Raw genomic sequence first — 22,986 nt, 5'->3', positions numbered from 1 at the left:
TGCGCGAGTGCGGAGGTTACTTCCATGGGCACGACTCAGGCAGGCGGAAGCGCGACGGTACGGCGCCTGCTGCTCGGCCACCAGCTGCGAAAGCTCCGCGAGGCCAGGGGTGTCAGCCGGGAGGAAGCCGGCTACTCGATCCGCGCCTCGGAATCCAAGATCAGCCGGATGGAACTCGGCCGGGTCGGCTTCAAGGAGCGCGACGTCGCCGACCTCCTCACCCTCTACGGCATCGACGCCGAGCAGGAACGGGCCACCGTCCTCGGACTGGTCCGCGACGCCAACGCCAACTCCTGGTGGCACGAGTACGGCGACGTGCTGCCCGGCTGGTTCCAGAACTACCTCGGGCTGGAGGAGGCCGCCGCCGAGATCCGCAGCTACGAAGTCCAGTTCGTCCACGGCCTCCTGCAGACCGCCGACTACGCCCGGGCCGTCATCACCGCGGGCTGCCACGACCACGGCGCCGAGGAGATCGAGCGCCGGGTCGACGTCCGCCTCAGGCGCCAGGCCCTACTCACCGGAGACCACGCGCCCCGACTGGTCGCCGTACTGGACGAGGCCGCGCTGCGTCGTCCCTGGGGCGGCCCCGAGCTGATGCGCGGCCAACTGGACCGACTGCTGGAACTCGGCGAACTGCCCAACGTCCGACTCCAGGTGCTGCCGCTCGGCAACGCCGGGCTCAGCGCCGAGAGCGGCGCCTTCACGGTGCTGGGCTTCGCCGAGCCCGAACTCGCCGACGTCGTCTACCTGGAGCAGTTCACCACCGCGCTCTACCTGGACAAGCCCGCCGAGGTGGCCGAGTACGGGCAGGCCATGGCCGACCTGCTCGCCGACAGCCTGGACCCCGCCCGCACCCGGGACCTGCTGCACGCCGTACGCCAGGAGCTGTGACCCGGCGGTGTGATGAGGCGCCGTCAGGTCGTGGCGCACGAGGGGGACCAGAGGTCGTACTTCTCCGAGTCGGCGCTGCAGCACCTCGACGGCCGGTGGTGCGGCGGCAGCGGCTCCTGGGGCACCGTTCCCGCGCCGGCGGCACCGGGGCGTGCTAGCCCGGGGTGTGCGGGTCACGCGGTGCGGGTCTCCCGGCGGTAGCCGCCGGGGGCCTGGCCGAACTCCCGCTTGAACGCCTTCGCGAAGGCGTACTCCGAGCCGTAGCCGGTCCGCGCCGCGACCGCGGTCAGCGGCGCCTCCGACTCGCGCAGCAGCCGGGCCGCCGTGGTCATCCGCCAGCGGGTCAGGTACGCCATCGGCGGCTCGCCCACCATCGAGGTGAAGCGGCGGGCGAAGGCGGCCCGGGACAGGCCCGCCCGCTCCGCCAGCGACTCCACCGTCCACGGGGTGGCCGGCGCCTCGTGGATCGCCGTCAGGGCGGGGGCGACCGCGCTGTCCCGCAGCGCCGCCGCCCAGCCGGCGGTCGTCTCCGCCGGCTGGTCCTCGAACCAGGCCCGCAGGATGTACAGCAGCAGCGAGTCGATCAGGGCCGGGACGATCCCGGCCGAGCCGATCCGCGGGTTCTCCAGCTCCGTGCCCAACAGCTGGACGGCGGCGGCAAGCTCGGGGTGGCGGCCGTGCCTGGTCGGCAGGTGGATCAGGGCCGGCAGCTGGCGGACCACCGGGTGCGGGCGCCCCTGGTCCAGGTGGTAGTTGCCGCACAGCAGGCTGGTGCGGGCGCCGTCGCCGCCGACGGCCAGGGTGCCGATCGGCGAGGCGTCGTTCACCCGGCAGGCGTGCGAGTCCACCGGCGGGGTGTCCGGGTGGTCGGCCAGGACGTGGCCGCCGCCGTCCCGCAGGAAGACGATGTCACCCGGGCTGAGCGGCACCGGCTCGTGCCGCTCGGCGCCGTCCCCCGCACCCAGCGGAAGCAGCCAGCAGGTGCCGTACAGCACCACGTGGAAGCCGGCGCCGAGCACCGGGGGCAGGCGCAGGGCCCAGGGGGCGCGCCCCTCGGTGCGGACGGAGGACGGGTACGCCGTCCGCATCGAGCCCAGCGCTTCGGTCAGGATGTCCAACTCCCCGCCCCTCTCCTGTCTCCCCGCGTGCGGTCCGGTTCAGTCGACGGTGAGGACGACCTTGCCCTGGACGGTACCGGAGCCCACCAGTTCGTGGGCCGCGCCCGCCTCGGCCAGCGGGAAGGCCCGCTCGACGTGCGGGCGGACCAGGCCCTCGTCCACCAGGGCCGCGATCGCCTCCAGCGCCGCGTAGTCGGGCTCGACGGAGATGCCCGCGAAGCGGCGGCCGGCGGCCTCGACCGCGGCGGCGAGGTCCTGGTCCCGGTGCTCCATGATGCTCACCAGCACGCCGCCGGGCTTCAGCACCTCCAGCGCGCGGGTGCCTTCGGACGAGGAGTCGAAGACGACGTCGACGTCCTTGACGGCCTGGGTGTAGTCGGTGGTGCGGTAGTCGACGACCTCGTCGGCGCCGAGCTCCTTCAGGAACGCGTGCTTGGGCTCGCTCGCCAGCGCGATCACGTACGCCCCACGGGCCTTGGCGATCTGCACGGCGAGGTGGCCGACGCCGCCCGCCGCCCGGTGGATCAGCACCCGCTGCCCCTCGCCGATCCGCGCCGCGTCCACCAGGCCCTGCCAGGCGGTCAGCGCGGCCAGCGGCAGCGCGGCGGCGGCCACGTGGTCGATCGAGGCGGGCTTGCGGGCCAGCTGGCGGGACGGCGAGGCCACGTACTCGGCGTATCCGCCCGCGGCGCGGGGGAAGAACGGCATCCCGTACACCTCCTCGCCCACCCGGTACCGGGCGCCGGGCGCGGCCTCCTCGACCACCCCGGAGACGTCCCAGCCCAGCGTGAACGGCGGCTCGCCCAGCAGCGGGAACCAGCCGGCCCGCACCGCCACGTCCACCGGGTTCACCCCGGCGGCCTTCACCCGCACCAGCACCTCGCCGCTCAGCAGCTCCGGGCGCTCGACCTCGGCGACCTCCAGGACCTCCGGCCCGCCGAACTCCCGCTGCACCACTGCACGCATCGCGCTCACTCCCCTGTCCGGTAACACCGGCCCCCCGTGGGGCCGTTCGTGATGCCTCAACGATAGGGAGAGCAGGCGAGCGGATGAATATCCTTCAGTCTTCTCCAGATGTCCGATCGTCTCGACGGATGAGTGGTTCGGCTGGGACGGCGGAGGCGGAGGCGGGGTCGGGTCGGGGTCGGGGGTCGGTGGCGGGCCCGGACCCGTCCGGCGTCGTGGTTCCACCGCGCGCGGACACGGCGAGGCGCCGCCGGGCGGACGGGCCCGGCGGCGCCTCGTGGAGAGGGGGCGCCGGTCAGAAGACCGGCTGGCCGGCGCGGACCAGGCGCCAGGAGTCGGTGAAGAAGTCGGCGGGGTCGATGACACCCTTGGCCTTCACCCAGGCGATCATGGTGTTGCGGATCTCGTCGGAGTTCGACCAGACCAGCTTGGCGCCGGCCACGTGCGGGAAGTTGCCGCCGCCGTTGGCGCGGTAGTTGTTGACCGCGAGGACGAACTGGGCGGCCGGGTCGATCGGCTTCCCCTGGAAGGACAGGTTGACGATCCGCCCGCCCTTCGGCTGCGAGATGTCGATGTCGTAGCTCAGGCCGTAGACCGAGTCGTAGTTGTAGTCCGGGGTGGTCTCGGCGCCGGTCAGGGCGTCCTTGTCGACCGGGGCGCCCGGGGCGAGCTGGTTGTAGTACTTCGCCGAGAACTCCAGGTAGTCCTTGAGCTGGGCGCCCGTCAGGATGCGGGCCTCCAGGGTGTTCTCGTAGATGTACAGGCCGGCGGCGTCGCGCAGCTTGACCTGGCCGGACGGGATCAGGGCGGTGCGGTTGAACGGGGCGGCCTGGGCCAGCACCGGCAGGTTCGCGTACTGACCGCCCGCCAGCGCCGTCCTGACCGCGTCGGCCTGGACCCTGCCGATCAGGTCGATGATCGGGGTGGCCTTGAAGCGGGACTCGGCGATCGACAGCTCGATCTTGCTGGTGCCGATGTTCTGGTTGACGTACGCGACGACCTTCTTGTGCTGCTCGGTGATCGCGTTGGTGATCTCCGGGTTCTCCGGCACGGTGTTGGAGTTCAGCACCCGCGAGGAGACCGAGGTGACCTTCCAGGCGCCGTCGGCGAACTCGACCTCGAAGTCGAAGCAGCTCAGCCGCTGGCCCCAGCACAGCGGCTCGGACAGCACGACCGTCTTGCCGGTCTTCTTGTTGACGATCAGGCGCTGCGGGACCTCCTTGTGGGTGTGGCCCACCAGCACCGCGTCGATGTCCGGGACGGTCTCCGCCATCTCGCCCGAGGCGTCCTCGGGCCAGGGCAGCTGGTCGCCGTAGGTGGTCTGCTCGTCGATGCCGGAGTGCGCCGAGACCACGATGACGTCCGCGCCGGCCGCCTTCATCCGCGGCACGTACTTGGCGGCGGTCTCCACGATGCCCGGGAAGACCATCTTGCCGCTGACGTTTGCCTTGTCCCAGATCGCGATGCCCGGGTTGGTGAGGCCGAGGATGCCGACCTTGAGCGGCTTGCCCTCGCCCAGGTGCAGCTCCTTGATCACGTACGGCGGGAAGGCCGGCTTCTCGTTCTTCGCGTGCAGCGCGTTGGCGCCCAGCAGCGGGAACTCCAGCTGGTCCTCGAAGGCCTTGACGGTCGGGATGCCGTAGTTGAACTCGTGGTTGCCGAGCGCGGCGGCGTCGTACTCCATGAGGTTCATGGCGACGGCCATCGGGTGGTCCGGCACCGTGTCGCCGTCGGTGGCGATCGGCTCGATCCGGGCGTAGTAGTAGGTCAGCTGCGTGCCCTGGATGATGTCGCCGGAGTCGATCAGCAGACAGCGGTCCCAGCCCTTCTCCTCGCGCACCTGGTTGGCCAGGGTGGAGATCTTGGCGAGGCCGACCGCGTTGTGCGCCTTGTCGACGTACTGGGCGTCGGTGAAGTAGTCCCAGTCGAGCACCCGGCCGTGCAGGTCGGTGGTGCCCATGACGGTGAAGGCCTGCTTGCGCGGCTTGCGCTGCCGGCCCGAGGCGGCCGCCGTGTCCGGCTCGGCGGCCGCGGCGGAGGGGGCGGCGGCGACGGCGGCGCCGCTCACCAGGGCGGCACCGGCGGCGGTGGCGGCGGACCGGGTGACGAAGTCACGGCGGTTCAGGGGCATGGACGACTCTCCCGGGTGGGAACGACGGCAGATGGGCCGTCAACTGGTGTTCTGGAACTGTGAGTGTGCGCCTCGGCGTCGACGCGCGTAGAAGGACGCGCGTAGAAGTGTGCCGTGCGGGCGGGGTCGCTGAATAGCCCCCGGACCTGTCCAAGAGGTGAGATCTTGGCGACTCGTTCGTGACGGAGTCGGGCGGGGACGGGGTGAGCGGGGACGGCCGACCGGCCGCCCGGCCGCCCCGGGCTCAGGCCAGCTCGGCGCCGAGCCCCGCCACCTCGCGACCCAGCTCAACCGCCGGATCCGGCGCGTCCGGGCCCGCCCACGGGCGCCACGTCCGCGCCCGCAGGTAGCCCGCCACCGCCACCGGCAGCCGGTGCCGGACGATCAGCTCCGCCACCGGGCCGGGCCCGGCCGCGCGCAGCGCCGCCAGCAGGCCGTCCACCCCGGCGCCCGGCGGCAGGGGCACGGCGGCCAGATAGGCGGCCAGCGCCTCCAGCTCCGGATCGGGCTCGGGCGGCGGCGCCGGTCTCCCCACGGGCTCGGGCTCGGGCTCCGGCTCGGGCTCCGGTTCCGGCTCCGGCGGGAACACCGGCCCGGCGCCCTGCGGCTGCCCCGACGCCCGGGACACCCCGGACACCCCGGACGCCGGGCCGGCCGGGCCGGGCGTCAGCAGCGCGCCCACCCCGTACAACCCCGCCACCACGCCCGGCCACCACGCCCCGCCCAGCCCGGCGAAGTGCAGCCCCAGACCGATCGCGCCGCCCGTACAGCCCACCAGGTTCCGGGCCGACTCCAGGTACCGCAACACCCGCCGCCAGGGCCCGTCACTGGTAGCCACGGATCTCCTCGAACGCCCCGTCCAGCGAGCCCGAACCGTCGAACAGCTTGCCGCCGCTCAGATCCGCGACCCCCTGCAACTGGTTCACCGCCGCCTCCCCGAACTTGATCGGGAACACCGGGACCGCCTTCTCCCACGCCGGGAGCGCATCGTGGAAGCGCTTGAAGTCGGCGTCCGACGCACCGGCGTTGCTCTCCCCGTCGGTCATCAGCACGATCGAGGTGAACCGGTCGTCCTTCGCCGCCGCCTGCTGGCGCTCGATCACCCGGTACGCCTCCTCCAACGAGTCGTACAGCGCCGTCCCGCCCGTCGCCGACAGCGACTGCACGTCCGCGTCGATCGCCGCCAACTCCGCCTGCGGGCCCGGCTGACCCCCGGACGGCGGCACCACGTGCGTCCTCGCCCACTTCACCGAGGACGCGAACGAGAGCAGGGTGACCTCCTCGCGGTCCCGGAAGCGGCGCACCCCGCGGGTGTCGTCCGCCCCGGTCAACCGCCCCAGCGCGTTCTTCAGCGCCGCGATCCGCGAACCCTCCATCGAACCCGAGGTGTCCAGCACGTACACCGTCCGGGACGGGCGGCGCAGCTCGTTCTGGTACGAGGCCAACAGGCCGTCCGCGACGGCCCGGGTGCCCGGGAACGGCAACTCCGGCCGGCGGTCCGTAGACAGCCCCGCGGCCGGCGCCACACCCGCCGTCGCCGGGCGGCGCAGCGTCACCTCGGAGATGCGCTTCTGCACCTCCTCCTTGAGCAGGTACGAGGTCAGCCGCTGGAAGGCGTCGCGCTGGTCCGGCGCGGCGGAGGACAGCAGCGACAGCGGATAGTCCGCCGACACCACGCCGTCCAGCGGGCGCACCACCGTCAACTGCTGCTGCGCCGGCAACGTCCTGTTCAGCGACAGCAGCACCGACTCGTAGTTCACCAGCGCACCCACCAGGCCCGACTCCGCACGGGTGTACGCCTGCGCCAACCAGCCCGAGGACCCGGAAGTCAGCTTCTGGCCGGTGAAGAACTGCTTCAGCTGCGGCGTCGCCTTCAGGACGTCCGCCTCCGACAGCGCCGCGTCCGCCTTGGAGAACGCCGAGGCGACCGCCACCAGGGTGGAGAACCCGGAGTTGGAACGCGAGGGATCGGCCATCCCGTACGTCAGCCTGCCGGCCGCGGCGGCATCGCCGACCTGCGCCCAGGTGACCTTCGAGCCGTCGCCCCAGCCCAGGTCGGCGAGGGTCGAGGAACGCACCCCGATCGCCACCGGCGAGACCATCACCGGGGTCTCGGAGAGCACCTTGGACTTCCCGACCGGATCCAGCCGCAGGTACTGGTCGGACGGGAACCACACGGCGTCGTACCTGCCGTCCGCCCGGCCCGCCGACACCGTGTCCGCGCCGTCCAAGGTGCCCGTCCAGGCGAACTGCACCGTCACGCCGGTGGCCTTCCGGGCGTCCTCCAAAATCGGTGCCAGATCCTGGAGTTCACTGCCGGCCAGGACGCGCAGTACCCCCGGCCGGGCCGTCTCGGCGGGCGGATCCGTGGGCTTCGGGCCGGAGCGGCCGCCACCCGAGGCGCAGGCGGTCACCGCCACGAGCACGGCCGCCAGAGCGGCGACCAGTGGGCTCCGGCGCTTCGTCAGGACGCTCACTTCGGGCTCCCCTTCGCCGCGTTGGTCAGCTTCAGCAGGTTGTCCAGCGAGGGCAGCGTCGCCTGCTTGAACCCGGCGTTGCGCAGGTCGTGCGCGAAGGACGGCTTCTTGTCCTTCACCAGGCTCCAGAAGGCCTCCTGGTCGGCCTGCGGGCGCAGGCCGAAGCGCGCCTCCAACGCGCGCAGCACCGCGTCGTTCTCCAGCAGGTCGGCCAACTTGCGGCCGTTGTCCGTCCGGGCCACCAGGGTGTGGTCCGACTGGACCGTGGTGTCCGGGTACATCACCACCATGTCCCCCGTCGACCTGCCCTGCAGCGGCAGCGCGGCGGCCTGCGACTCGTACGCGAAGACCATGTTCCCCACCCCCGCGAAGAAGTCCCGGAACGGCTCGTCACTGCTGATCTTCTGCATGCCCTGCAACCGGTTCGACGCGGCCAGCACGTCCCGGACGGCACCGACCCCCGCGTCGTCCGACACCACCTGGCTCCCGTTCGCGATGTACGCCAGCAGCGCCAGGTACATCGCACCCGAGGACGAACTCTCCGGGTCCGTGGTGGACACGTACAGCGCGCCCGCCAACTCCGGGTGCGCAGCCGCGCCCTGGAGGTCCTTCCACTTCAGGCCGCTCCTCAGCCCCTCCACGTACCGGTCCATCCGGAACGTCCAGACACCCTTGGCGTCCACGTCCGCCAACTGGTTCTGCTTCAGGACCAACGCCGTCGACTCGTGCGTCACGATCACCAGCGGGGAGTAGAACGGCACCAGCGGCGAGTCCTGCAGCTCCCAGTTGCGCTGGATCTCCCGGGCCGGCGCGGCGCTCGCCGGGAAGGCGAAATCCAGCCCCTTGGTGCTCTTCGCCTGCTCGCTCATCGTCCAGGAACCGGTCGAATCCGCCCGGACCTCCAGGCCCCGCTTCCTCAACTCCGCCTTGACGTCCGGGTTGTCGAAGAAGTCGCGCTTCTCCGACCCGATCAGGCCGGTGACCGTGACCACCTCGGGCCCCTTGTCGTCGGGGATCAGCGCATAGACCACCCCGCCCAGCAGAGCCAGGGCCGCCACCACCCCCAGAGCGCGTTTCATGCCGAACGCCTCCCCCTCGCAGGCGACTTCACCACACGACGTCGCCCACGTCGTCTACGTCGTCCGGGTGGTTGCCCGGAACGGCCGGGCCGTCACCCGGGGGTGACGAGCGTCCCGCCGGGCGGGGAGCGGCAACGGAAGCTCCGGTGAACCGGGGGTGAACAGCCCTTCACGGAATCGCATCGGCGGACGACCCGGAGGGCGGCGACCGGCGGACCCCCAAGGCAGGTGCCAGGACCGGCGCGGAAAGCGACGCTCGCACACCGGTCCGAGGGCGGGTCAGATTGTTCAACTCCCCTTACGCCAAAGGTCATCCCGCAGAACGGACCCGCGTCGAGGTTACGCGCCGGTAATGCCTAGTCTCAGCACTATGCGCCGAGCAAAAATCGTCTGCACCCTCGGGCCCGCCACCGACTCGTACGACCAGATCAAATCCCTGGTCGACGCCGGGATGGACATCGCCCGATTCAACCTCAGCCACGGCACCCACGCCGAACACGAAGAACGCTACCGCCGCGTCCGCAAGGCCGCCGACGAGACCGGCCGCAGCGTCGGCATCCTCGCCGACCTCCAAGGCCCGAAGATCCGACTCGACACCTTCGCCCACGGGCCCGTACTACTCGAACGCGGCGACGAGTTCACCATCTCCACCGACAACGGCGTCGTCGGGGACAAGGACACCTGCGGAACCACCTACCCCGGACTCGCCGCCGACGTCAGCCGCGGCGAACGCATCCTCGTCGACGACGGCCGGGTCACCCTGGAGGTCATCGAAGTCGACGGACCCCGCGTACGCTGCCTCGTCATCGAAGGCGGCCTCATCTCCGACCACAAGGGCCTCAACCTCCCCGGCGTCGCCGTCTCCGTCCCCGCACTCAGCGACAAGGACGTCGCCGACCTGCGATGGGCGCTGCGCACCGGAGCCGACCTGATCGCGCTCTCCTTCGTCCGCAGCGGACGCGACATCGAGGACGTCCACCGGATCATGGCCGAAGAAGGCCGGTACGTCCCGGTCATCGCCAAGATCGAGAAGCCGCAGGCGGTCGACAACCTCGAATCCGTCGTCGACGCCTTCGACGGCATCATGGTGGCCCGAGGCGACCTGGGCGTGGAGATGCCCCTCGAACAGGTCCCGCTCGTCCAGAAGCGCGCCATCAAGCTCGCCCGGCGCAACGCCAAGCCGGTCATCGTCGCCACCCAGATGCTCGACTCGATGATCAACGCCTCCCGCCCCACCCGCGCCGAGGCCTCCGACGTCGCCAACGCGGTGCTCGACGGCACGGACGCGGTGATGCTCTCCGGCGAGACCTCCGTCGGCAAGTACCCGGTCGAGACGGTCAAGACCATGGGCCGGATCATCGAAGCCGCCGAGAACGACATCCTGGCCGCCGGCCTGCCCCCGCTGACCACCGGCAGCAAGCCGCGGACCCAGGGCGGCGCCGTCGCCCGCGCGGCCGCCGAGATCGGCGACTTCCTGCACGCCAAGTACCTGATCGCCTTCACCCAATCCGGCGACACCGCCCGCCGGTTGACCCGCTACCGCTCACCCATCCCGGTCCTCGCCTTCACCTACGAGCCGCCGGTGCGCAGCCAACTCGCCCTCACCTGGGGCGTGGAGACCTTCCTCGGCCCGTTCGCCCAGACGACCGACCAGATGGTCGAACAGGTCGACGCGGCGCTGCTGTCCCTCGGCCGCTGCCAGAAGGGCGACATCGTCATCATCACCGCCGGATCGCCCCCGGGCCTCGCCGGCTCCACCAACCTCGTCCGCGTCCACCACGTGGGGACGTTGGACGCCTGACGTTCCCCGGCGGCGCGGCCCTTCGGGCGGCCGCGCCGCCGTCAGTACTTGGGGGTAATGGAGACGTTCGTGGCGCCTTTGGAGCGGAGACGGCCTTCCACTGGACACCGACGGCGTCGAGGGTGGCGGTGAAGAGGCTGATGATGTCGGCCGAGGTATCGGTGAAGAAGTAGCGCGGGTACTCGTAGCGGCGGACCTCGCCCCGGACGGTCTTGGTCGTCCAGTTGGGACGGCTTGCTCGCGAACGGAGGACTCGTACACGCGAACGAGCGTGTACGAAGATTTCGGGCGTGTCCGACGAACGGCCGAAACTTCACTCGAACCGACGGAGATCACCAGCCGCTTCCGACTGGCGAGATCCTTCGATTGGAAGGAAAGTGCCCCGAGTGGGATTCGAACCCACACTGTATGGTGTTTGAGACCATTGCCTCATGCCAATTGGGCTATCGGGGCCTACGATTTGAAGGCCAATGCCTTGCCGTCGTGTCTCAAACATACCGTGTCTAGGTACCCTCGTGCATGCAGTACCCCGCCGGAACTAGGAGCCCCGTGAGCACCGCCGACGAGCAGGCACAGCCGCTTGAGACCGATACGCCCCAGATCACCCGGATCGTGATCGCCGAGGACGAGGCGCTGATCCGCCTCGATCTGAAGGAGATGCTGGAGGAGGAGGGTTACACCGTCGTCGGCGAGGCGGGGGACGGGGAGACGGCGGTGAGGCTCGTGGAGGAGCTGAAGCCGGACCTCGCGATCTTCGACGTGAAGATGCCGGTGCTGGACGGGCTGTCCGCGGCCGAGCAGATCCACGAGAAGCACCTGGCGCCGGTGCTGATGCTGACGGCGTTCTCGCAGCGGGAGCTGGTGGACCGGGCTCGGGACGCCGGGGCGATGGCGTACATCGTCAAGCCGTTCTCGAAGGCGGATCTGGTGCCGGCGATCGAGATGGCGGTGTCGCGGCACACCGAGATGCGGGCGTTGGAGAAGGAGATCGGGGATCTCACCCAGCGGCTGGAGACCCGGAAGCTGGTGGACCGGGCGAAGGGTGTGCTGCAGACCAAGTTCGGGCTGAACGAGCCTGCCGCGTTCCGGTGGATCCAGAAGACGTCGATGGACCGGCGGATGACGATGGCCGCGGTGGCCGAGGCGGTCATCGAGGAGGGCGAGGCCCAGGACCGCAAGAAGGCGGACGAGGGCTCGGCCGAGTAGTCCGGGTGAGCGGATGGGCGAGAGGGCCCGGCGGATCGACGTCTGCCGGGCCCTTCGTCGCGTGTGGTGGGGTCAGTCCTCGCCGAGGTAGGCCTTGCGGACGGACTCGTCGTGGAGGAGGTCGGCGCCGGTTCCGGAGAGGGCGATGCGGCCGGTTTCCATGACGTAGCCCCGGTCGGACAGTGACAGCGCGGCCTGGGCGTTCTGTTCGACCAGGAGGATGGTCGTGCCGGACGCCTTCAGTTCGATGATGGTGGCCATGATCTTCTGCATCATGAGGGGCGAGAGGCCCATGGAGGGCTCGTCCAGCATGAGGAGTTTGGGCTGGCACATCAGGGCCCGACCCATGGCGAGCATCTGCTGTTCGCCGCCGGAGAGGGTGCCCGCGGCCTGCTTGCGCCGTTCGCCGAGGATGGGGAACAGGCTGTAGGCCCGTTCGACGTCGGCTGCGATGCCGGCGGTGTCGGTGCGCAGGAAGGCGCCGAGGAGGAGGTTCTCCTCGATGGTCATGCGGGGGAAGATGTGCCGGCCTTCGGGGGAGTGGGCGAGGCCGAGGGCGACGATCTTGTGGGCGGGGACGGTGGAGAGGTCCTGGCCGTCGAAGGTGATGCGTCCGGCGGTGGGCTTGAGGAGGCCGGACAGGGTGCGCAGGGTGGTGGTCTTGCCGGCGCCGTTGGTGCCGATGAGGGTGGTGACCTCGCCCTGTTCGACGGTGAAGCTGATGCCCTTGACGGCTTCGATCTTGCCGTAGGCGACGCGGAGGTCCTCGACCTCGAGGAGTGCGGTCACTGGTCGGTCTCCGTAACGTTCTCCGGCGCGACGTTCTGCGGGGCGGCCGGGGTGGTGTCTTCGAGCGGGGCGCCGAGGTACGCGGTGATGACGCGTTCGTCGTTCTGGACGGTCTCGCGGTCGCCTTCGACGATCTTCTGGCCTTGGACGAGCACGGCGGTGCGGTCGCAGAGGTTGAAGATGAAGCGCATGTCGTGCTCGATGACGAGGATGGAGATGCCCTTGTCGCGGATGGCGAAGACGAGTTCCTCGGCGGCGCGGGTCTCCTGGGGGTTCATGCCGGCGGTGGGTTCGTCGAGGAGCAGGAGGCCGGGGTCGGAGGCGAGGGCGCGGGCGATCTCCAGTTTGCGTTGTTCGCCGTAGGGGAGGTTGCGGGCGAGGTGGTCGGCCTTGGCGGCGAGGCCGGTGAACTCCAGGAGTTCCATGGCCTTCTCGCGGCTTTCGGCTTCGGCGCGGTGGTAGCGGGGGCCGCGGAGGATGGCGGCGAAGATGCCTTCCTTGGTGCGGGTGTGCCGGCCGACGAGGACGTTCTCGAGGACGGTCATGTTGGCGAAGAGCCGGATGTTCTGGAAGGTGCGGGCGATGCCGGCCTGGGTGACGAGGTGGGGCTTGGGGGGCAGGACGACGTCGCGGAAGCGGACGGCGCCTTCGGTGGGGACGTACAGGCCGGTGAGGCAGTTGAAGAAGGTGGTCTTGCCGGCGCCGTTGGGGCCGATGAGGCCGATGATCTCGCCTTCGCGGACGGTGAGGGAGACGTCGTTGACGGCGGTGAGGCCGCCGAAGCGCATGGTGACGCCGGTGACTTCGAGCAGGGGCTTGGCGGTGGTGGTCATCGGGTCGGTCACGCCCCTGCCTTGGTGAGTGCGGTCGGCTCGCCGGTGGGTTGGGCCGGGATGGCGGCCTCGTGGAACTCCAGTTGGCGGCGACGGTTGGGGATGAGGCCCTCGGGGCGTACGCGCATCAGGATGATGAGGGCGGCGCCGAAGGCGAGGAGCTGGTAGTCGGCGAGGAATTCGAGCTTCTTCGGGATGAGGAAGAGGAGTGTGGCGCCGGCCAGCGGGCCGCTGATGGTGCCCATGCCGCCGAGGATGACGGCGGCGAGCAGGAAGGCGGAGTTGGGGGGGAGGGCTTCGGCGAAGGTGTACTGGTCGGGGGTGACGGTGTAGCTGACGTGGGCCTGGACGGTGCCGGCGAGGCCGGCGAGGCAGGCGCCGAGGGCGAAGGCGAGGAGCTTGAGGCGGAAGCCGTTGATGCCCATGGCTTCGGCGGCGGTCTCGTCCTCGCGGATGGCGACCCAGGCGCGGCCGATGCGGGAGTTGCCGACCCGGGCGAAGATCAGCACGACCAGGGCGGTGACCAGGAGCATCAGCAGGTAGTAGTTGGAGAAGCGGCCGAGTTCGATGCCGGCGACGGTGTGGGGCTTGCCGAGGTCGAAGCCGAGGATCTGCAGGTCGGGGATCCGGGGGATGCCGTTGGAGCCGTTGGTGACCTTGGGGCCGGTGGTGCCGTTGAGGTTGAGCATGGTGATGCGGAAGATCTCGCCGAAGCCGAGGGTGACGATGGCGAGGTAGTCGCCGCGCAGCCGCAGGGTGGGGGCGCCGATGAGGACGCCGAAGACCATGGAGACGGCGGCGCCGGTGAGCATCGCGGCCCAGAACGGGAACTGGACGTGGATGGGCGAGGCGGGGGAGCCGGAGACCAGGGCGGCGGCGTAGGCGCCGACGCCGAGGAAGGCGACGTACCCGAGGTCGAGCAGGCCGGCCAGGCCGACGACGATGTTGAGGCCGAGGGCGACGGTGGCGAAGATCAGGATGTTGGTGGCGACCGAGGTGTACTGGTCGCTGTTCTGGGTGAAGGGGAAGCTGGCGGCCGCGGCGAAGGCGGCGCCGGTGGTGACGGGGCGGTGCTTGACGGTCAGTGCGCGCAGGCGGCCGATCAGGCCGGACTTGGTGAGGGCGGCGACGGCCAGGGCGGTGAACAGCAGGCAGCCGGTGAAGAGTTCGCCGTACTCGGTGTCGATGCCGAAGGTGATCGCGAAGAGGCCGAGTCCGAAGGCGCCGACGATGATCAGGACCTCGACCCAGGAGGGGAGGTGCCGGGGTGCGGGCAGCGGGCGGTCGATCCGGCCCAGGCGCAGCCAGGTGTTGGCGAGGTGGCCGAGCTGGAGGAGGAGGACGGCGCCGGTGGCGATGGCCAGGCCGCCGGCGAGGGCGGTCATGACGGGCGCGACGGGCTTGTCGTCGGGGATGGCGTGGGCGCCGAACCAGGCCAGGGGGGCGGCGGGGACGAGCAGGAAGAGGCGCTTGTCGACGATCCGCAGGGGGACGGCGGTGCGGCGGTCGAGGGGGAGGCCGAGGGCGCCGAGGATGGTGATGAGGCCGCCGGCGGCGAGGACCCAGCCGCCGGGTTCGAGGTTGGCGAGGCCGCCGAGTTCGGTGGAGATCGAAGCGACGGAGTAGACGCTGACGGCGAGGGCGCCGGTGGCGGCGAGGAGGACGGCGTTGTTGCTGCCGGCGGGGGCGGCCCAGCGCAGGCCGGGGACGCCCTGGGTGGCGAGCAGGAGGAGGAGGGTGAGGATGCCGGCGGCGAGGGCGAGCCACTGGAGGCCGGCGGGGGAGCCGTAGTAGGTGAGGTCGCCGGGGTAGTCGGAGGTCCAGGTCCAGGACATGGCGGCGGAGGCGGCGGTGGTGAGTGCGCCGAGGCCGGTGAGGGCGGTGGCTGCGCGGGCCGGGAGGGCGATGACCGGGGTCGTTTCGGTGCTGGTGGTGGTCATGGTGGTCACGCCCTGTCCGCGACGCGCTCGCCGAGCAGGCCTTGGGGCCGGACGAGGAGCACGAGGATGAGGAGTACGAAGGCCCAGACGTCCTTCCAGGCACCGCCGCCGAAGAGGTGCATGCCGGGGAGGTGCTGGATGTAGCCGGTGGCGAGGGCTTCGGCGAGGCCGAGGGCGAGGCCGCCGAGCATGGCGCCGTAGATGTTGCCGATGCCGCCGAGGACGGCGGCGGTGAAGGCCTTGAGGCCGAGGATGAAGCCCATCCGGAAGTCGACCTGGCCGCTGCGCAGGCCGTAGGCGACGGCGGCGACGGCGGCGAACGCGGCGCCGATGGCGAAGGCCATGACGATGATGCGGTCGGTGTCGATGCCCATCAGCTTGGCGGTGTCCGGGTCCTGGCTGGTGGCTTGCATGGCGCGGCCGGAGCGGGTGCGGGTGACGAACCAGCCGAGGGCGAGCATGCAGAGCGGGGCGGCGATGATGAGGAAGAGGTCGCTGCGCTGGATGGTGACGGAGCCGAGGCTGAAGGGGTCGCCGGGGATCTTGGGGAAGACGCGGGCCTTCTTGGCGTCGGGGTAGAAGGAGAAGACGAGTTGCTGGAGGAGGATGGACAGCCCGATCGCGGTGATCAGCGGCGCGAGCCGGGGGGCGTTGCGCAGGGGGCGGTAGGCGAACCGCTCGGCGGCGACGGCGGTGAGGGTGGAGACCAGGACGCCGGCGATCAGCATCAGCGGTAGGGCCAGCCAGAGGGTGGTGCCGCCGGGGAGGGCGAGGTAGGCGGTCAGGGCGCCGAAGCCGCCGACCATGACGATCTCGCCGTGGGCGAAGTTGATGAGCTGGACGATGCCGTAGACCATCGTGTAGCCGATCGCGACGAGTCCGTAGAGGGCGCCGAGGATCAGGCCGTTGGCCAGCTGCTGCGGTAGGTCGTGCACCGCTGGGCCTCCGTAGTGCGTTCGGGGGTGTCCGCGTGGGTGGTGGATGTGGGGGCGCGCGGGGGCACTCGTGGCGCCCCCGCGCGCTGTGGTGGTGAGGTGGAGCCGGTTCGGCGGTGGTGACCCGGTGTCAGCCGCTGAAGGTGCCGGTCTTCTCCACGTCCCACTTGCCGTCCTTGACGGTGTAGACGGTGAGCTGCTTGTTGGTGGTGTCACCGAACTCGTCGAAGGAGACCTTGCCGGTCACGCCGTCGAAGGAGACCTTCTGGACGGCGTCGACGACGGCGGCGCGGGGGTCGGCGGGGAGCTTGCCGTTGTTCGCGGTGACGACGGACTTGACGGCCTGGATGATGGCCCAGCTGCTGTCGTAGGAGTAGCCGCCGTAGGTCTCGTAGGGGTCCTTGTAGCCGGCGGCCTTGTAGTCGGCGATGAACTTGGCGGCGGTGGGGAGCTGTTCGACGGGGCCGCCGACGGCGGTGGCGAAGTCGCCGGCGCTCTTGGGGTTGAGCTTGATGAAGTCGGCGCTCTGCATGCCGTCGCCGCCCATCAGCGGGATGTTGACGCCGGCGTCCTTGAGCTGGAGGGAGAGCGGGCCGGCGGCGGGGTACTCGCCGCCGTAGTAGACGGCTTCGGCGCCGGAGGTCTTGACCTTGGTGACGATGGCGGCGAAGTCGCGGTCGTCGGGGTTGACGTGCTCCTCGCCGACGATGCTGCCGCCCTGCTTGGTGAACTCGGCCTTGAAGGTGGCCGCGAGGCCGGCGCCGTAGGTCTTCTGGTCGTCGATGAGGAAGACCTTGGACTTCTTGGCGTCCTTGGCGAGGAACTGGGCGGCGAACGGGCCCTGCACGGCGTCGGTGGTGGCGGTGCGGAAGTAGGTCTTGAAGGGGCGCTTCTTCTCGCCGGTGACCCACTTCTCGCCCTGGCTGAGGGCGACGCCGGTGTTGGCGGGGGAGATCTCGACGAGGTTGGCGTCGGCGAAGATCTGCTGCATCGACTGGGCGACGCTGGAGTTGAGCGGGCCGACGACGCCGACGACGCTCTTGTCGCCGACGAGCTGGGTGGCGTTCTGCTGGCCGGGGCCGGGCTTGGCGGTGTCGTCCAGGGCCTTGATCTGGAACTTGACGCCGGGGACCTCGTTGGTCTCGTTGGCCTTCTTGACGGCGAGTTCGACGGAGTTGCGGATGCCGATGCCGATGGCGGAGAGGTCGCCGGTGAGCGGGGCGTCGATGCCGATGGTGACGGTGGAGCCGCCGCCGCTGCCGCCTCCGTCGCCGGACTTCTTGTCACCGCGTGAGCCGCAGGCGCTGAGGCTGAGGGCGGCGATCACGGCAATGCTCACGACAGCTGCTGAACGATGACGCACAAGGGTCCCCTTCGGTTCAGGATGCGCCCGCGCCGGAGTGGCGGGAGCCGCAGTGCGCGGAGGGCTGGGCCCAGTCGAATGGCGCGGTGACTGGCCGTGACTCTAGATGCCGTTGGGCAGCTCGGGCAGTGGTGTGGGCAGGCTGTGATTCTCTTGTTATGAGCACACGGAGCAGTTGTCTCAGCATGTGGTCGTTTCGGTCCGATCGATCCGTCGTCGGCGGGCGTTTACCCGCTGGTAGGACGATGTAAGGGCCAGAAATGCAGGTTGCAGCTGGCATCGTCGATAATCGGACAGCCGTGTCCGATTCCCGGGTTTCGACCTCGACCGTCCGAATTGCGGACGACCAGGGCGCGGCGAAGCGGCTCACGGCGGCTGGAAGCCCCGGGAGTCGGCCTGTGCTCGAATTTCCGGCGGATTACGCAGCGTTACGGGCGAGGTCCCGGTCGCCAGGACGACCGGAGACGAGCGGTGCGGCGGGCGGCGTGACGGGAGCCGAGTCCGTCGGCCGTGCGCGGGCATGCGAACGCCCCCTTGTCCCGATCAACGCCTGCCCAGGGGGCGGGGTCGTCAAACAAGGGGGCGGAAAAGGGATTTGACGGCCGATCGGCTGAACTCTCGACAGCCGTCGGCCCGTTAGAGATCGCGCAGCATGCAGGTCAACCGGCAGCTGGTGATCCGCCTGCCGGTGTCGTCGGTGATCGCGATCTCGTACGTCGCGGCGGTGCGGCCCTTGAAGACGGCCGTCGCCACGCCGGTGACCAGCCCGGAGGTCGCCGAGCGGTGGTGGGTGGCGTTGAGGTCGACGCCGACCGCGTACCGGCCCGGTCCGGCGTGCAGCATCGCGCCGATCGAGCCCAGCGTCTCGGCCAGCGCCGCCGACGCGCCGCCGTGCAGCAGGCCGTACGGCTGCTGGTTGCCCTCCACCGGCATGGTGCCGACCACGCGGTCGCCGGAGGCCTCGACGATCCGCATGCCGAGCTTCTCGCCGAGGTGGCCGCCGGAGAAGGTCTCCGGGTCCACGCCGAGCTTGGCGAAGTGGTCCAGCACCTCCTGCGGGACCTTGAGGACGGGGGTGGGGGCTGGGGCGGTGTCGGGGGCGGTGTCGGGGGCCGCATCGGCCATGGGGGAACTCCTGCCGCTCGGGGATCACGGGTCCTGCTGCTCTGCTGCCTGTGATCGTACGACCGCCCTACTCGGCGGTAGTGCGCGGCGGGCGGCGGTGGGCGGGCCGGTGTGGCGGTCCGGTCGGCCCCGGAGGCGGACCGGCGGGCCCCCGGGGGCGGGTCGCGGCCGTCGTCGCCGGGCCGGTCGGCACCCCGGCACCGGGCCGGTCGGCACCCCGGCGCCGTGCCCCTTTTGTCGGTGCCGGGCCATAGGATCGGTGACCGGTAGTGGAATCGGCAGGAACGGACGTTGACGTGGCTACGCAGAGTACGGACATGGGCGCGACGGGTGCCGGCGGGGCCGGCCCGCGACCCCGGCTGATGCTGCTCGACGGGCACTCGATGGCCTACCGGGCCTTCTACGCCCTGCCCGTGGAGAACTTCAACACCTCCACCGGCCAGCCCACCAACGCGGTCTACGGCTTCGCGTCGATGCTCGCCAACACCGTCCGCGACGAGCAGCCCACCCACCTCGCGGTCGCCTTCGACCTCTCCCGGCAGACGTTCCGCTCCGTCGAGTTCCCCGACTACAAGGCCAACCGCGCCAAGACGCCGGACGAGTTCCGCAGCCAGGTCGGCCTGATCGGCGAACTCCTCGACGCGATGAACGTCCCCCGGCTGACCGTCGAGGGCTTCGAGGCCGACGACATCATCGCCACCCTCGCCACCGCCGCCGAGGCGGCCGGCTACGACGTCGACATCGTCACCGGCGACCGCGACTCCCTCCAACTGGTCACCGACCACGTCACCGTCCTCTACCCGACCAAGGGCGTCTCCGAGCTCACCCGCTTCACCCCGGCGAAGGTCACCGAGAAGTACGGCGTCACCCCGCGCCAGTACCCGGACCTCGCCGCGCTGCGCGGCGACCCGTCCGACAACCTGCCCGGCATCCCCGGCGTCGGTGAGAAGACCGCCGCCAAGTGGGTCAACCAGTTCGGCTCCTTCGACGAACTCGTCTCCCGCGCCGACGAGGTGAAGGGCAAGATCGGCGAGAAGCTGCGCGACCACCTCGACTCGGTCAAGCGCAACCGGGTGCTCACCGAGCTGGTCCGCGACGTCGAACTCCCGCTCGGTGTCGCCGACCTCGCCCGCGCCCCGTTCGACCGGGCCGCCGTCGGCACCCTGATGGAGTCGCTGGAGTTCCGCAACGCCAACTTCCGCGACCGCGTCTTCGGCATCGACCCGGCCGCCGCCGAGGAGGAGGCCGTCGAACTCGCCCCCGGCGTCGAGGTGGACGGCGAACTGCTCACCGACCCGGGCACGCTGACCGCCTGGCTGCGCGAACACGCCTCCGACGCCAAGACCACGGTCGCGCTGGCCGCCGTCTACCAGTGGGCGCTCGGCGCCGGCGAGGTCACCGAAGTGGCGCTGGCCGCAGGGGAGTCGGCGGCCTGGTTCGACCCGGCGCTGCTCGCCGAGGAGGACGAGCGGGCCTTCGCCGGCTGGCTCGCCGACGCCGCCGCCCCCAAGGCCCTGCACATCGCCAAGCAGGTCATGCGCGCCTTCGCCGAGCGCGGCTGGACGGTCCGGGGCGTCGTCGCCGACACCGCGCTCGCCGCCTACCTGGAGAAGCCCGGCCGCCGCACCTTCACCCTCGACGTGCTCGCCGAGGAGTACCTGGCCCGCTCCCTCACCCCTGCCCCCGTCGCGGAGACCGGCCAACTCGCCTTCGACGCCCCGGAGGACGGCGACGGCATCGACGCCGAGGCGGCCCGCGCCCAGGCCCTGATGCTCCAGGCCCGCGCCGTGCTCGACCTCGCCGAGCTGTTCGACTCCCGACTCGCCGAGGTCGGCGCCACCGAGCTGCTGCGCGACATGGAACTGCCCATCGCCGCCCTGCTCGCCCGCATGGAGCGCTACGGCATCGCCGCCGACCGCCCCTGGCTCACCACGCTGGAGACGCAGTTCGCCGCCGAGATCCAGCGCTGCGTCGAGGAGGCGCACGCCGCCGCCGGGCACGAGTTCAACCTCGGCTCGCCCAAGCAGCTCCAGGAGATCCTCTTCGGCGAACTCGCCCTGCCCAAGACCAAGAAGATCAAGACCGGCTACACCACCGACGCCGACGCGCTCACCTGGCTGGCCACCCAGACCGCCAACGAACTGCCGGTCATCCTGCTGCGCCACCGCGACCAGGCCAAGCTGCGCACCACCGTCGAAGGCCTGCTCAAGACCGTCTCGCCGCAGGGGCGCATCCACACCACCTTCAACCAGATGGTCGCCGCCACCGGCCGGCTCTCCTCGCAGGACCCTAACCTGCAGAACATCCCGGTCCGCACCGAGGAGGGCCGCGCCATCCGCCGCGCCTTCATCGTCGGCGAGGGCTACGAGTCGCTGCTCACCGCCGACTACTCCCAGATCGAACTGCGCATCATGGCCCACCTCTCCGAGGACGAGGCACTGATCGAGGCCTTCGCGACCGGCGAGGACCTGCACACCACCGTCGCCTCCCAGGTCTTCGAAGTCCCCGGCGACGCGGTCGACGCCGAGATGCGGCGCAAGATCAAGGCGATGTCCTACGGCCTGGCGTACGGCCTGTCCGCGTACGGGCTCTCCCAGCAGCTCGGCATCAAGCCCGCTGAGGCACAGGGCCTCATGGACACCTACTTCGAGCGCTTCGGCGGCGTGCGCGACTACCTGCGCCGCGTCGTGGACGAAGCCCGCGCCACGGGTTACACCCAGACCCTGCTCGGCCGCCGCCGCTACCTGCCGGACCTCAACAGCGACAACCGCCAGCGCCGCGAGATGGCCGAGCGGATGGCGCTCAACGCCCCGATCCAGGGTTCGGCCGCCGACATCGTCAAGATCGCCATGCTCCGGGTGGACGACGCGCTGCGCGCGGCCGGGCTCACCTCCCGGATGCTGCTCCAGGTGCACGACGAAATCGTGCTGGAGCTGGCCCCGGGCGAGCGCGAGCGGGTCGAGACGATCGTCCGCGAGCAGATGGCGGGTGCCTACCCGCTGCGCGCTCCGCTGGACGTCTCCGTCGGCGTCGGCGCCAACTGGGAGGCTGCCGCGCACTGACGCACGTGCGGTTCACGGCGGGCCCGGACGCAGGAGCGTCCGGGCCCGTTCCGTGCGGCCGGTGGGGCAGCGGTGGTCGGGCGCGACAAATCCGAGCGGCACGTGGGCGGTCTGTCTACGCTGGAGCGCATGGCCGATGATGACGATCTCGACGTCCTGCGCGCCGCGGCGCTCCTGGACCTGGACGGACACGACCGTTGGCACGTCATCGGCGAGTTCCACCTCCGCACGGATCGGTCGGCGTTCGAGGCCGCGCGCGAACTGGCGCGCGCCGGGGACGTGCGCGAGCGGGTGATCGCCCTGGACGTTCTGGGGCGGCTTGGGTCCGATGCCGGTCGCCCGTTCTCGGAGGAGATCCTGCCGGTCGTCATGGAGGCCTGCGCCGACGGGCGGTCCCGCGTGGTCGCTTCGGCGGTCGCGGCCTTGAGTCATCTCGCCGACCCCCGAAGCCTTCCCGCGGTGCTGGCGCAGGCGGGGCACCACGACGAGGACGTGCGCCAGGCGGTGGCGTTCACGCTGCCGTCGGTCGCCGGAGAGCCCGCCTGCCCGGAGGCCGTCGCCGCGCTGGTCCGGCTCAGCCGCGACCGGTCGGATTTCGTCCGCGACTGGGCGACCTTCGGCCTCGGGCTGGAGTCGACGGGCGACTGCGAGCAGATCCGAGGCGCCCTCTTGGAGCGGGTCGGCGACGCCCACGCGGACACGGCCGGGGAGGCGTTTCTCGGCCTGGCCCGGCGTGGTGACCGGCGCATGCTGGCGGCGTTGGGAGCGGCGCTGGAAGCCCGCGACCCGGCCGACATCCTCATCGAGGCCGCGTTCGAGTCCGCCGCACCGGAGCTGCTTCCCGCATTGCGCCGGCTGAAGCAGCGGGAGACGCCCGGCGACGACGCGAGGACGTGGACACTCGACGAGGCGATCACCGCGTGTTCCACCCCGGCGCCCAGGAGCGCGGACCCGGATCCGGAACCGCGCTGACCCCGTGACCACGCCACCCGGATGCCGCCGCCCACCAGCGTCGTTCACCGGCCGTGGGGCGGGGAATGAGCAGGAAGTCGGCGGGGCCGACTTCCTGCGCTCACGGGGTGGTGGCGTGGGCCGCGCGCTCGCGGCAGGTGGTGAGGGCGTAGGTGATGCGGGTGTCGGGGTGGGGTGCGGTGGCGAGGAGTTCTCCGGTGGCGACGAGGGCGGTCCAGTAGCGGGTGGGGTTGCCGGTGCGGGGCATGGGGTGGGCGGCGGTGAGGGAGAGGTAGGCGGCGGTGAGGTTGCCGGTGGT

17 protein-coding genes, 1 tRNA gene and 1 pseudogene are annotated in these 22,986 nt (G+C 70.9%); 5 read left to right on the top strand and 14 right to left on the bottom strand.

Going from position 1 to position 22,986, the window contains the following annotated elements:
• Nucleotides 1-24 precede the first annotated feature (24 nt).
• Nucleotides 25-891: a helix-turn-helix domain-containing protein gene (locus tag IF30_RS0132830; protein ID WP_030245304.1), complete on the top strand. Its 867-nt coding sequence runs from the start codon at nucleotides 25-27 to the stop codon at nucleotides 889-891.
• 173 nt (nucleotides 892-1,064) lie between these two features.
• On the opposite strand, the gene IF30_RS0132820 is transcribed toward IF30_RS0132830, so the two are convergent.
• The 6 genes from IF30_RS0132820 to IF30_RS0132795 all read right to left on the bottom strand — a co-directional run bounded on the left by IF30_RS0132820 (nucleotide 1,065) and on the right by IF30_RS0132795 (nucleotide 8,662).
• On the bottom strand, nucleotides 1,065-2,009 hold the full coding sequence (locus IF30_RS0132820) for an AraC family transcriptional regulator (protein ID WP_030245299.1): 945 nt from the start codon (nucleotides 2,007-2,009) through the stop codon (nucleotides 1,065-1,067).
• Between the two features lie 39 nt (nucleotides 2,010-2,048).
• Nucleotides 2,049-2,975 (bottom strand): NADP-dependent oxidoreductase, encoded by a 927-nt coding sequence (locus IF30_RS0132815; RefSeq protein ID WP_030245296.1) that lies wholly within the window; start codon nucleotides 2,973-2,975, stop codon nucleotides 2,049-2,051.
• 295 nt (nucleotides 2,976-3,270) lie between these two features.
• Entirely contained in the window at nucleotides 3,271-5,106 is a 1,836-nt protein-coding gene (locus IF30_RS0132810; RefSeq protein WP_030245294.1) for a bifunctional metallophosphatase/5'-nucleotidase, read from the bottom strand.
• Nucleotides 5,107-5,350: 244 nt separating this feature from the next.
• Nucleotides 5,351-5,944, bottom strand: coding sequence for a hypothetical protein (locus IF30_RS48210; protein WP_158835652.1), 594 nt, complete (start codon nucleotides 5,942-5,944; stop codon nucleotides 5,351-5,353).
• Nucleotides 5,931-7,583 (bottom strand): VWA domain-containing protein, encoded by a 1,653-nt coding sequence (locus IF30_RS0132800; protein ID WP_199807969.1) that lies wholly within the window; start codon nucleotides 7,581-7,583, stop codon nucleotides 5,931-5,933. The genes IF30_RS48210 and IF30_RS0132800 overlap by 14 nt, the downstream gene beginning before the upstream one ends.
• Complete coding sequence (locus IF30_RS0132795) at nucleotides 7,580-8,662, bottom strand: substrate-binding domain-containing protein (RefSeq protein WP_037901916.1); 1,083 nt, start codon at nucleotides 8,660-8,662, stop codon at nucleotides 7,580-7,582. Before IF30_RS0132795 ends, IF30_RS0132800 begins: the two co-directional genes overlap by 4 nt.
• 370 nt (nucleotides 8,663-9,032) lie before the next feature.
• On the opposite strand from IF30_RS0132795, the gene pyk reads away from it, so the two are divergent.
• Nucleotides 9,033-10,463, top strand: coding sequence for a pyruvate kinase (gene pyk / locus IF30_RS0132790; protein ID WP_030245285.1), 1,431 nt, complete (start codon nucleotides 9,033-9,035; stop codon nucleotides 10,461-10,463).
• A gap of 378 nt (nucleotides 10,464-10,841) precedes the next feature.
• On the opposite strand, the gene IF30_RS0132785 is transcribed toward pyk, so the two are convergent.
• Nucleotides 10,842-10,916 (bottom strand) — tRNA-Leu (locus IF30_RS0132785).
• A gap of 96 nt (nucleotides 10,917-11,012) precedes the next feature.
• Here IF30_RS0132785 and IF30_RS0132780 point away from each other — a divergent pair.
• Nucleotides 11,013-11,669 (top strand): ANTAR domain-containing response regulator, encoded by a 657-nt coding sequence (locus tag IF30_RS0132780; RefSeq protein WP_037901914.1) that lies wholly within the window; start codon nucleotides 11,013-11,015, stop codon nucleotides 11,667-11,669.
• 72 nt (nucleotides 11,670-11,741) lie between these two features.
• Here IF30_RS0132780 and IF30_RS0132775 read toward each other — a convergent pair whose 3' ends face one another.
• The 6 genes from IF30_RS0132775 to IF30_RS0132750 all read right to left on the bottom strand — a co-directional run bounded on the left by IF30_RS0132775 (nucleotide 11,742) and on the right by IF30_RS0132750 (nucleotide 18,654).
• On the bottom strand, nucleotides 11,742-12,458 hold the full coding sequence (locus tag IF30_RS0132775; protein ID WP_030245282.1) for an ABC transporter ATP-binding protein: 717 nt from the start codon (nucleotides 12,456-12,458) through the stop codon (nucleotides 11,742-11,744).
• Entirely contained in the window at nucleotides 12,455-13,291 is an 837-nt protein-coding gene (locus tag IF30_RS0132770) for an ABC transporter ATP-binding protein (RefSeq protein WP_051711723.1), read from the bottom strand. The genes IF30_RS0132775 and IF30_RS0132770 overlap by 4 nt, the downstream gene beginning before the upstream one ends.
• A gap of 8 nt (nucleotides 13,292-13,299) precedes the next feature.
• A complete protein-coding gene (locus IF30_RS0132765) occupies nucleotides 13,300-15,231 on the bottom strand; it encodes a branched-chain amino acid ABC transporter permease (RefSeq protein ID WP_051711722.1) in 1,932 nt (643 codons plus the stop codon).
• A gap of 5 nt (nucleotides 15,232-15,236) precedes the next feature.
• Nucleotides 15,237-16,166, bottom strand: a complete 930-nt coding sequence (locus IF30_RS0132760; RefSeq protein ID WP_030245276.1) for a branched-chain amino acid ABC transporter permease — start codon at nucleotides 16,164-16,166, stop codon at nucleotides 15,237-15,239.
• Between the two features lie 130 nt (nucleotides 16,167-16,296).
• Nucleotides 16,297-17,529 (bottom strand): branched-chain amino acid ABC transporter substrate-binding protein, encoded by a 1,233-nt coding sequence (locus tag IF30_RS0132755; RefSeq protein WP_030245274.1) that lies wholly within the window; start codon nucleotides 17,527-17,529, stop codon nucleotides 16,297-16,299.
• 636 nt (nucleotides 17,530-18,165) lie between these two features.
• Nucleotides 18,166-18,654, bottom strand: coding sequence for a PaaI family thioesterase (locus tag IF30_RS0132750; protein WP_051711715.1), 489 nt, complete (start codon nucleotides 18,652-18,654; stop codon nucleotides 18,166-18,168).
• 317 nt (nucleotides 18,655-18,971) lie between these two features.
• On the opposite strand from IF30_RS0132750, the gene polA reads away from it, so the two are divergent.
• Entirely contained in the window at nucleotides 18,972-21,716 is a 2,745-nt protein-coding gene (gene polA / locus IF30_RS0132745) for a DNA polymerase I (RefSeq protein ID WP_030245269.1), read from the top strand.
• Nucleotides 21,717-21,788: 72 nt separating this feature from the next.
• On the top strand, nucleotides 21,789-22,688 hold the full coding sequence (locus IF30_RS44125) for a HEAT repeat domain-containing protein (protein ID WP_051711713.1): 900 nt from the start codon (nucleotides 21,789-21,791) through the stop codon (nucleotides 22,686-22,688).
• Between the two features lie 100 nt (nucleotides 22,689-22,788).
• On the opposite strand, the pseudogene IF30_RS42335 reads toward IF30_RS44125, so the two are convergent.
• Nucleotides 22,789-22,986, bottom strand: a pseudogene (locus IF30_RS42335) (hypothetical protein); the annotation flags it as partial.

Source organism: Streptomyces sp. NRRL S-350, assembly GCF_000719705.1.
GTDB lineage: Bacteria > Actinomycetota > Actinomycetes > Streptomycetales > Streptomycetaceae > Kitasatospora.
This window is presented reverse-complemented; position numbering and strand designations above follow the sequence as displayed.

What these genes read in the sequence shown, in the direction of transcription:
- IF30_RS0132815 (WP_030245296.1), bottom strand. Translation starts at nt 2,975, where the DNA reads ATGCGTGCAGTGGTGCAGCGGGAGTTCGGCGGGCCGGAGGTCCTGGAG.
- pyk (WP_030245285.1), top strand. Translation starts at nt 9,033, where the DNA reads ATGCGCCGAGCAAAAATCGTCTGCACCCTCGGGCCCGCCACCGACTCG.
- IF30_RS0132750 (WP_051711715.1), bottom strand. Translation starts at nt 18,654, where the DNA reads ATGGCCGATGCGGCCCCCGACACCGCCCCCGACACCGCCCCAGCCCCC.
- IF30_RS0132765 (WP_051711722.1), bottom strand. Translation starts at nt 15,231, where the DNA reads ATGACCACCACCAGCACCGAAACGACCCCGGTCATCGCCCTCCCGGCC.
- IF30_RS0132795 (WP_037901916.1), bottom strand. Translation starts at nt 8,662, where the DNA reads ATGAAACGCGCTCTGGGGGTGGTGGCGGCCCTGGCTCTGCTGGGCGGG.
- polA (WP_030245269.1), top strand. Translation starts at nt 18,972, where the DNA reads ATGGGCGCGACGGGTGCCGGCGGGGCCGGCCCGCGACCCCGGCTGATG.
- IF30_RS0132830 (WP_030245304.1), top strand. Translation starts at nt 25, where the DNA reads ATGGGCACGACTCAGGCAGGCGGAAGCGCGACGGTACGGCGCCTGCTG.
- IF30_RS0132810 (WP_030245294.1), bottom strand. Translation starts at nt 5,106, where the DNA reads ATGCCCCTGAACCGCCGTGACTTCGTCACCCGGTCCGCCGCCACCGCC.
- IF30_RS0132770 (WP_051711723.1), bottom strand. Translation starts at nt 13,291, where the DNA reads ATGACCACCACCGCCAAGCCCCTGCTCGAAGTCACCGGCGTCACCATG.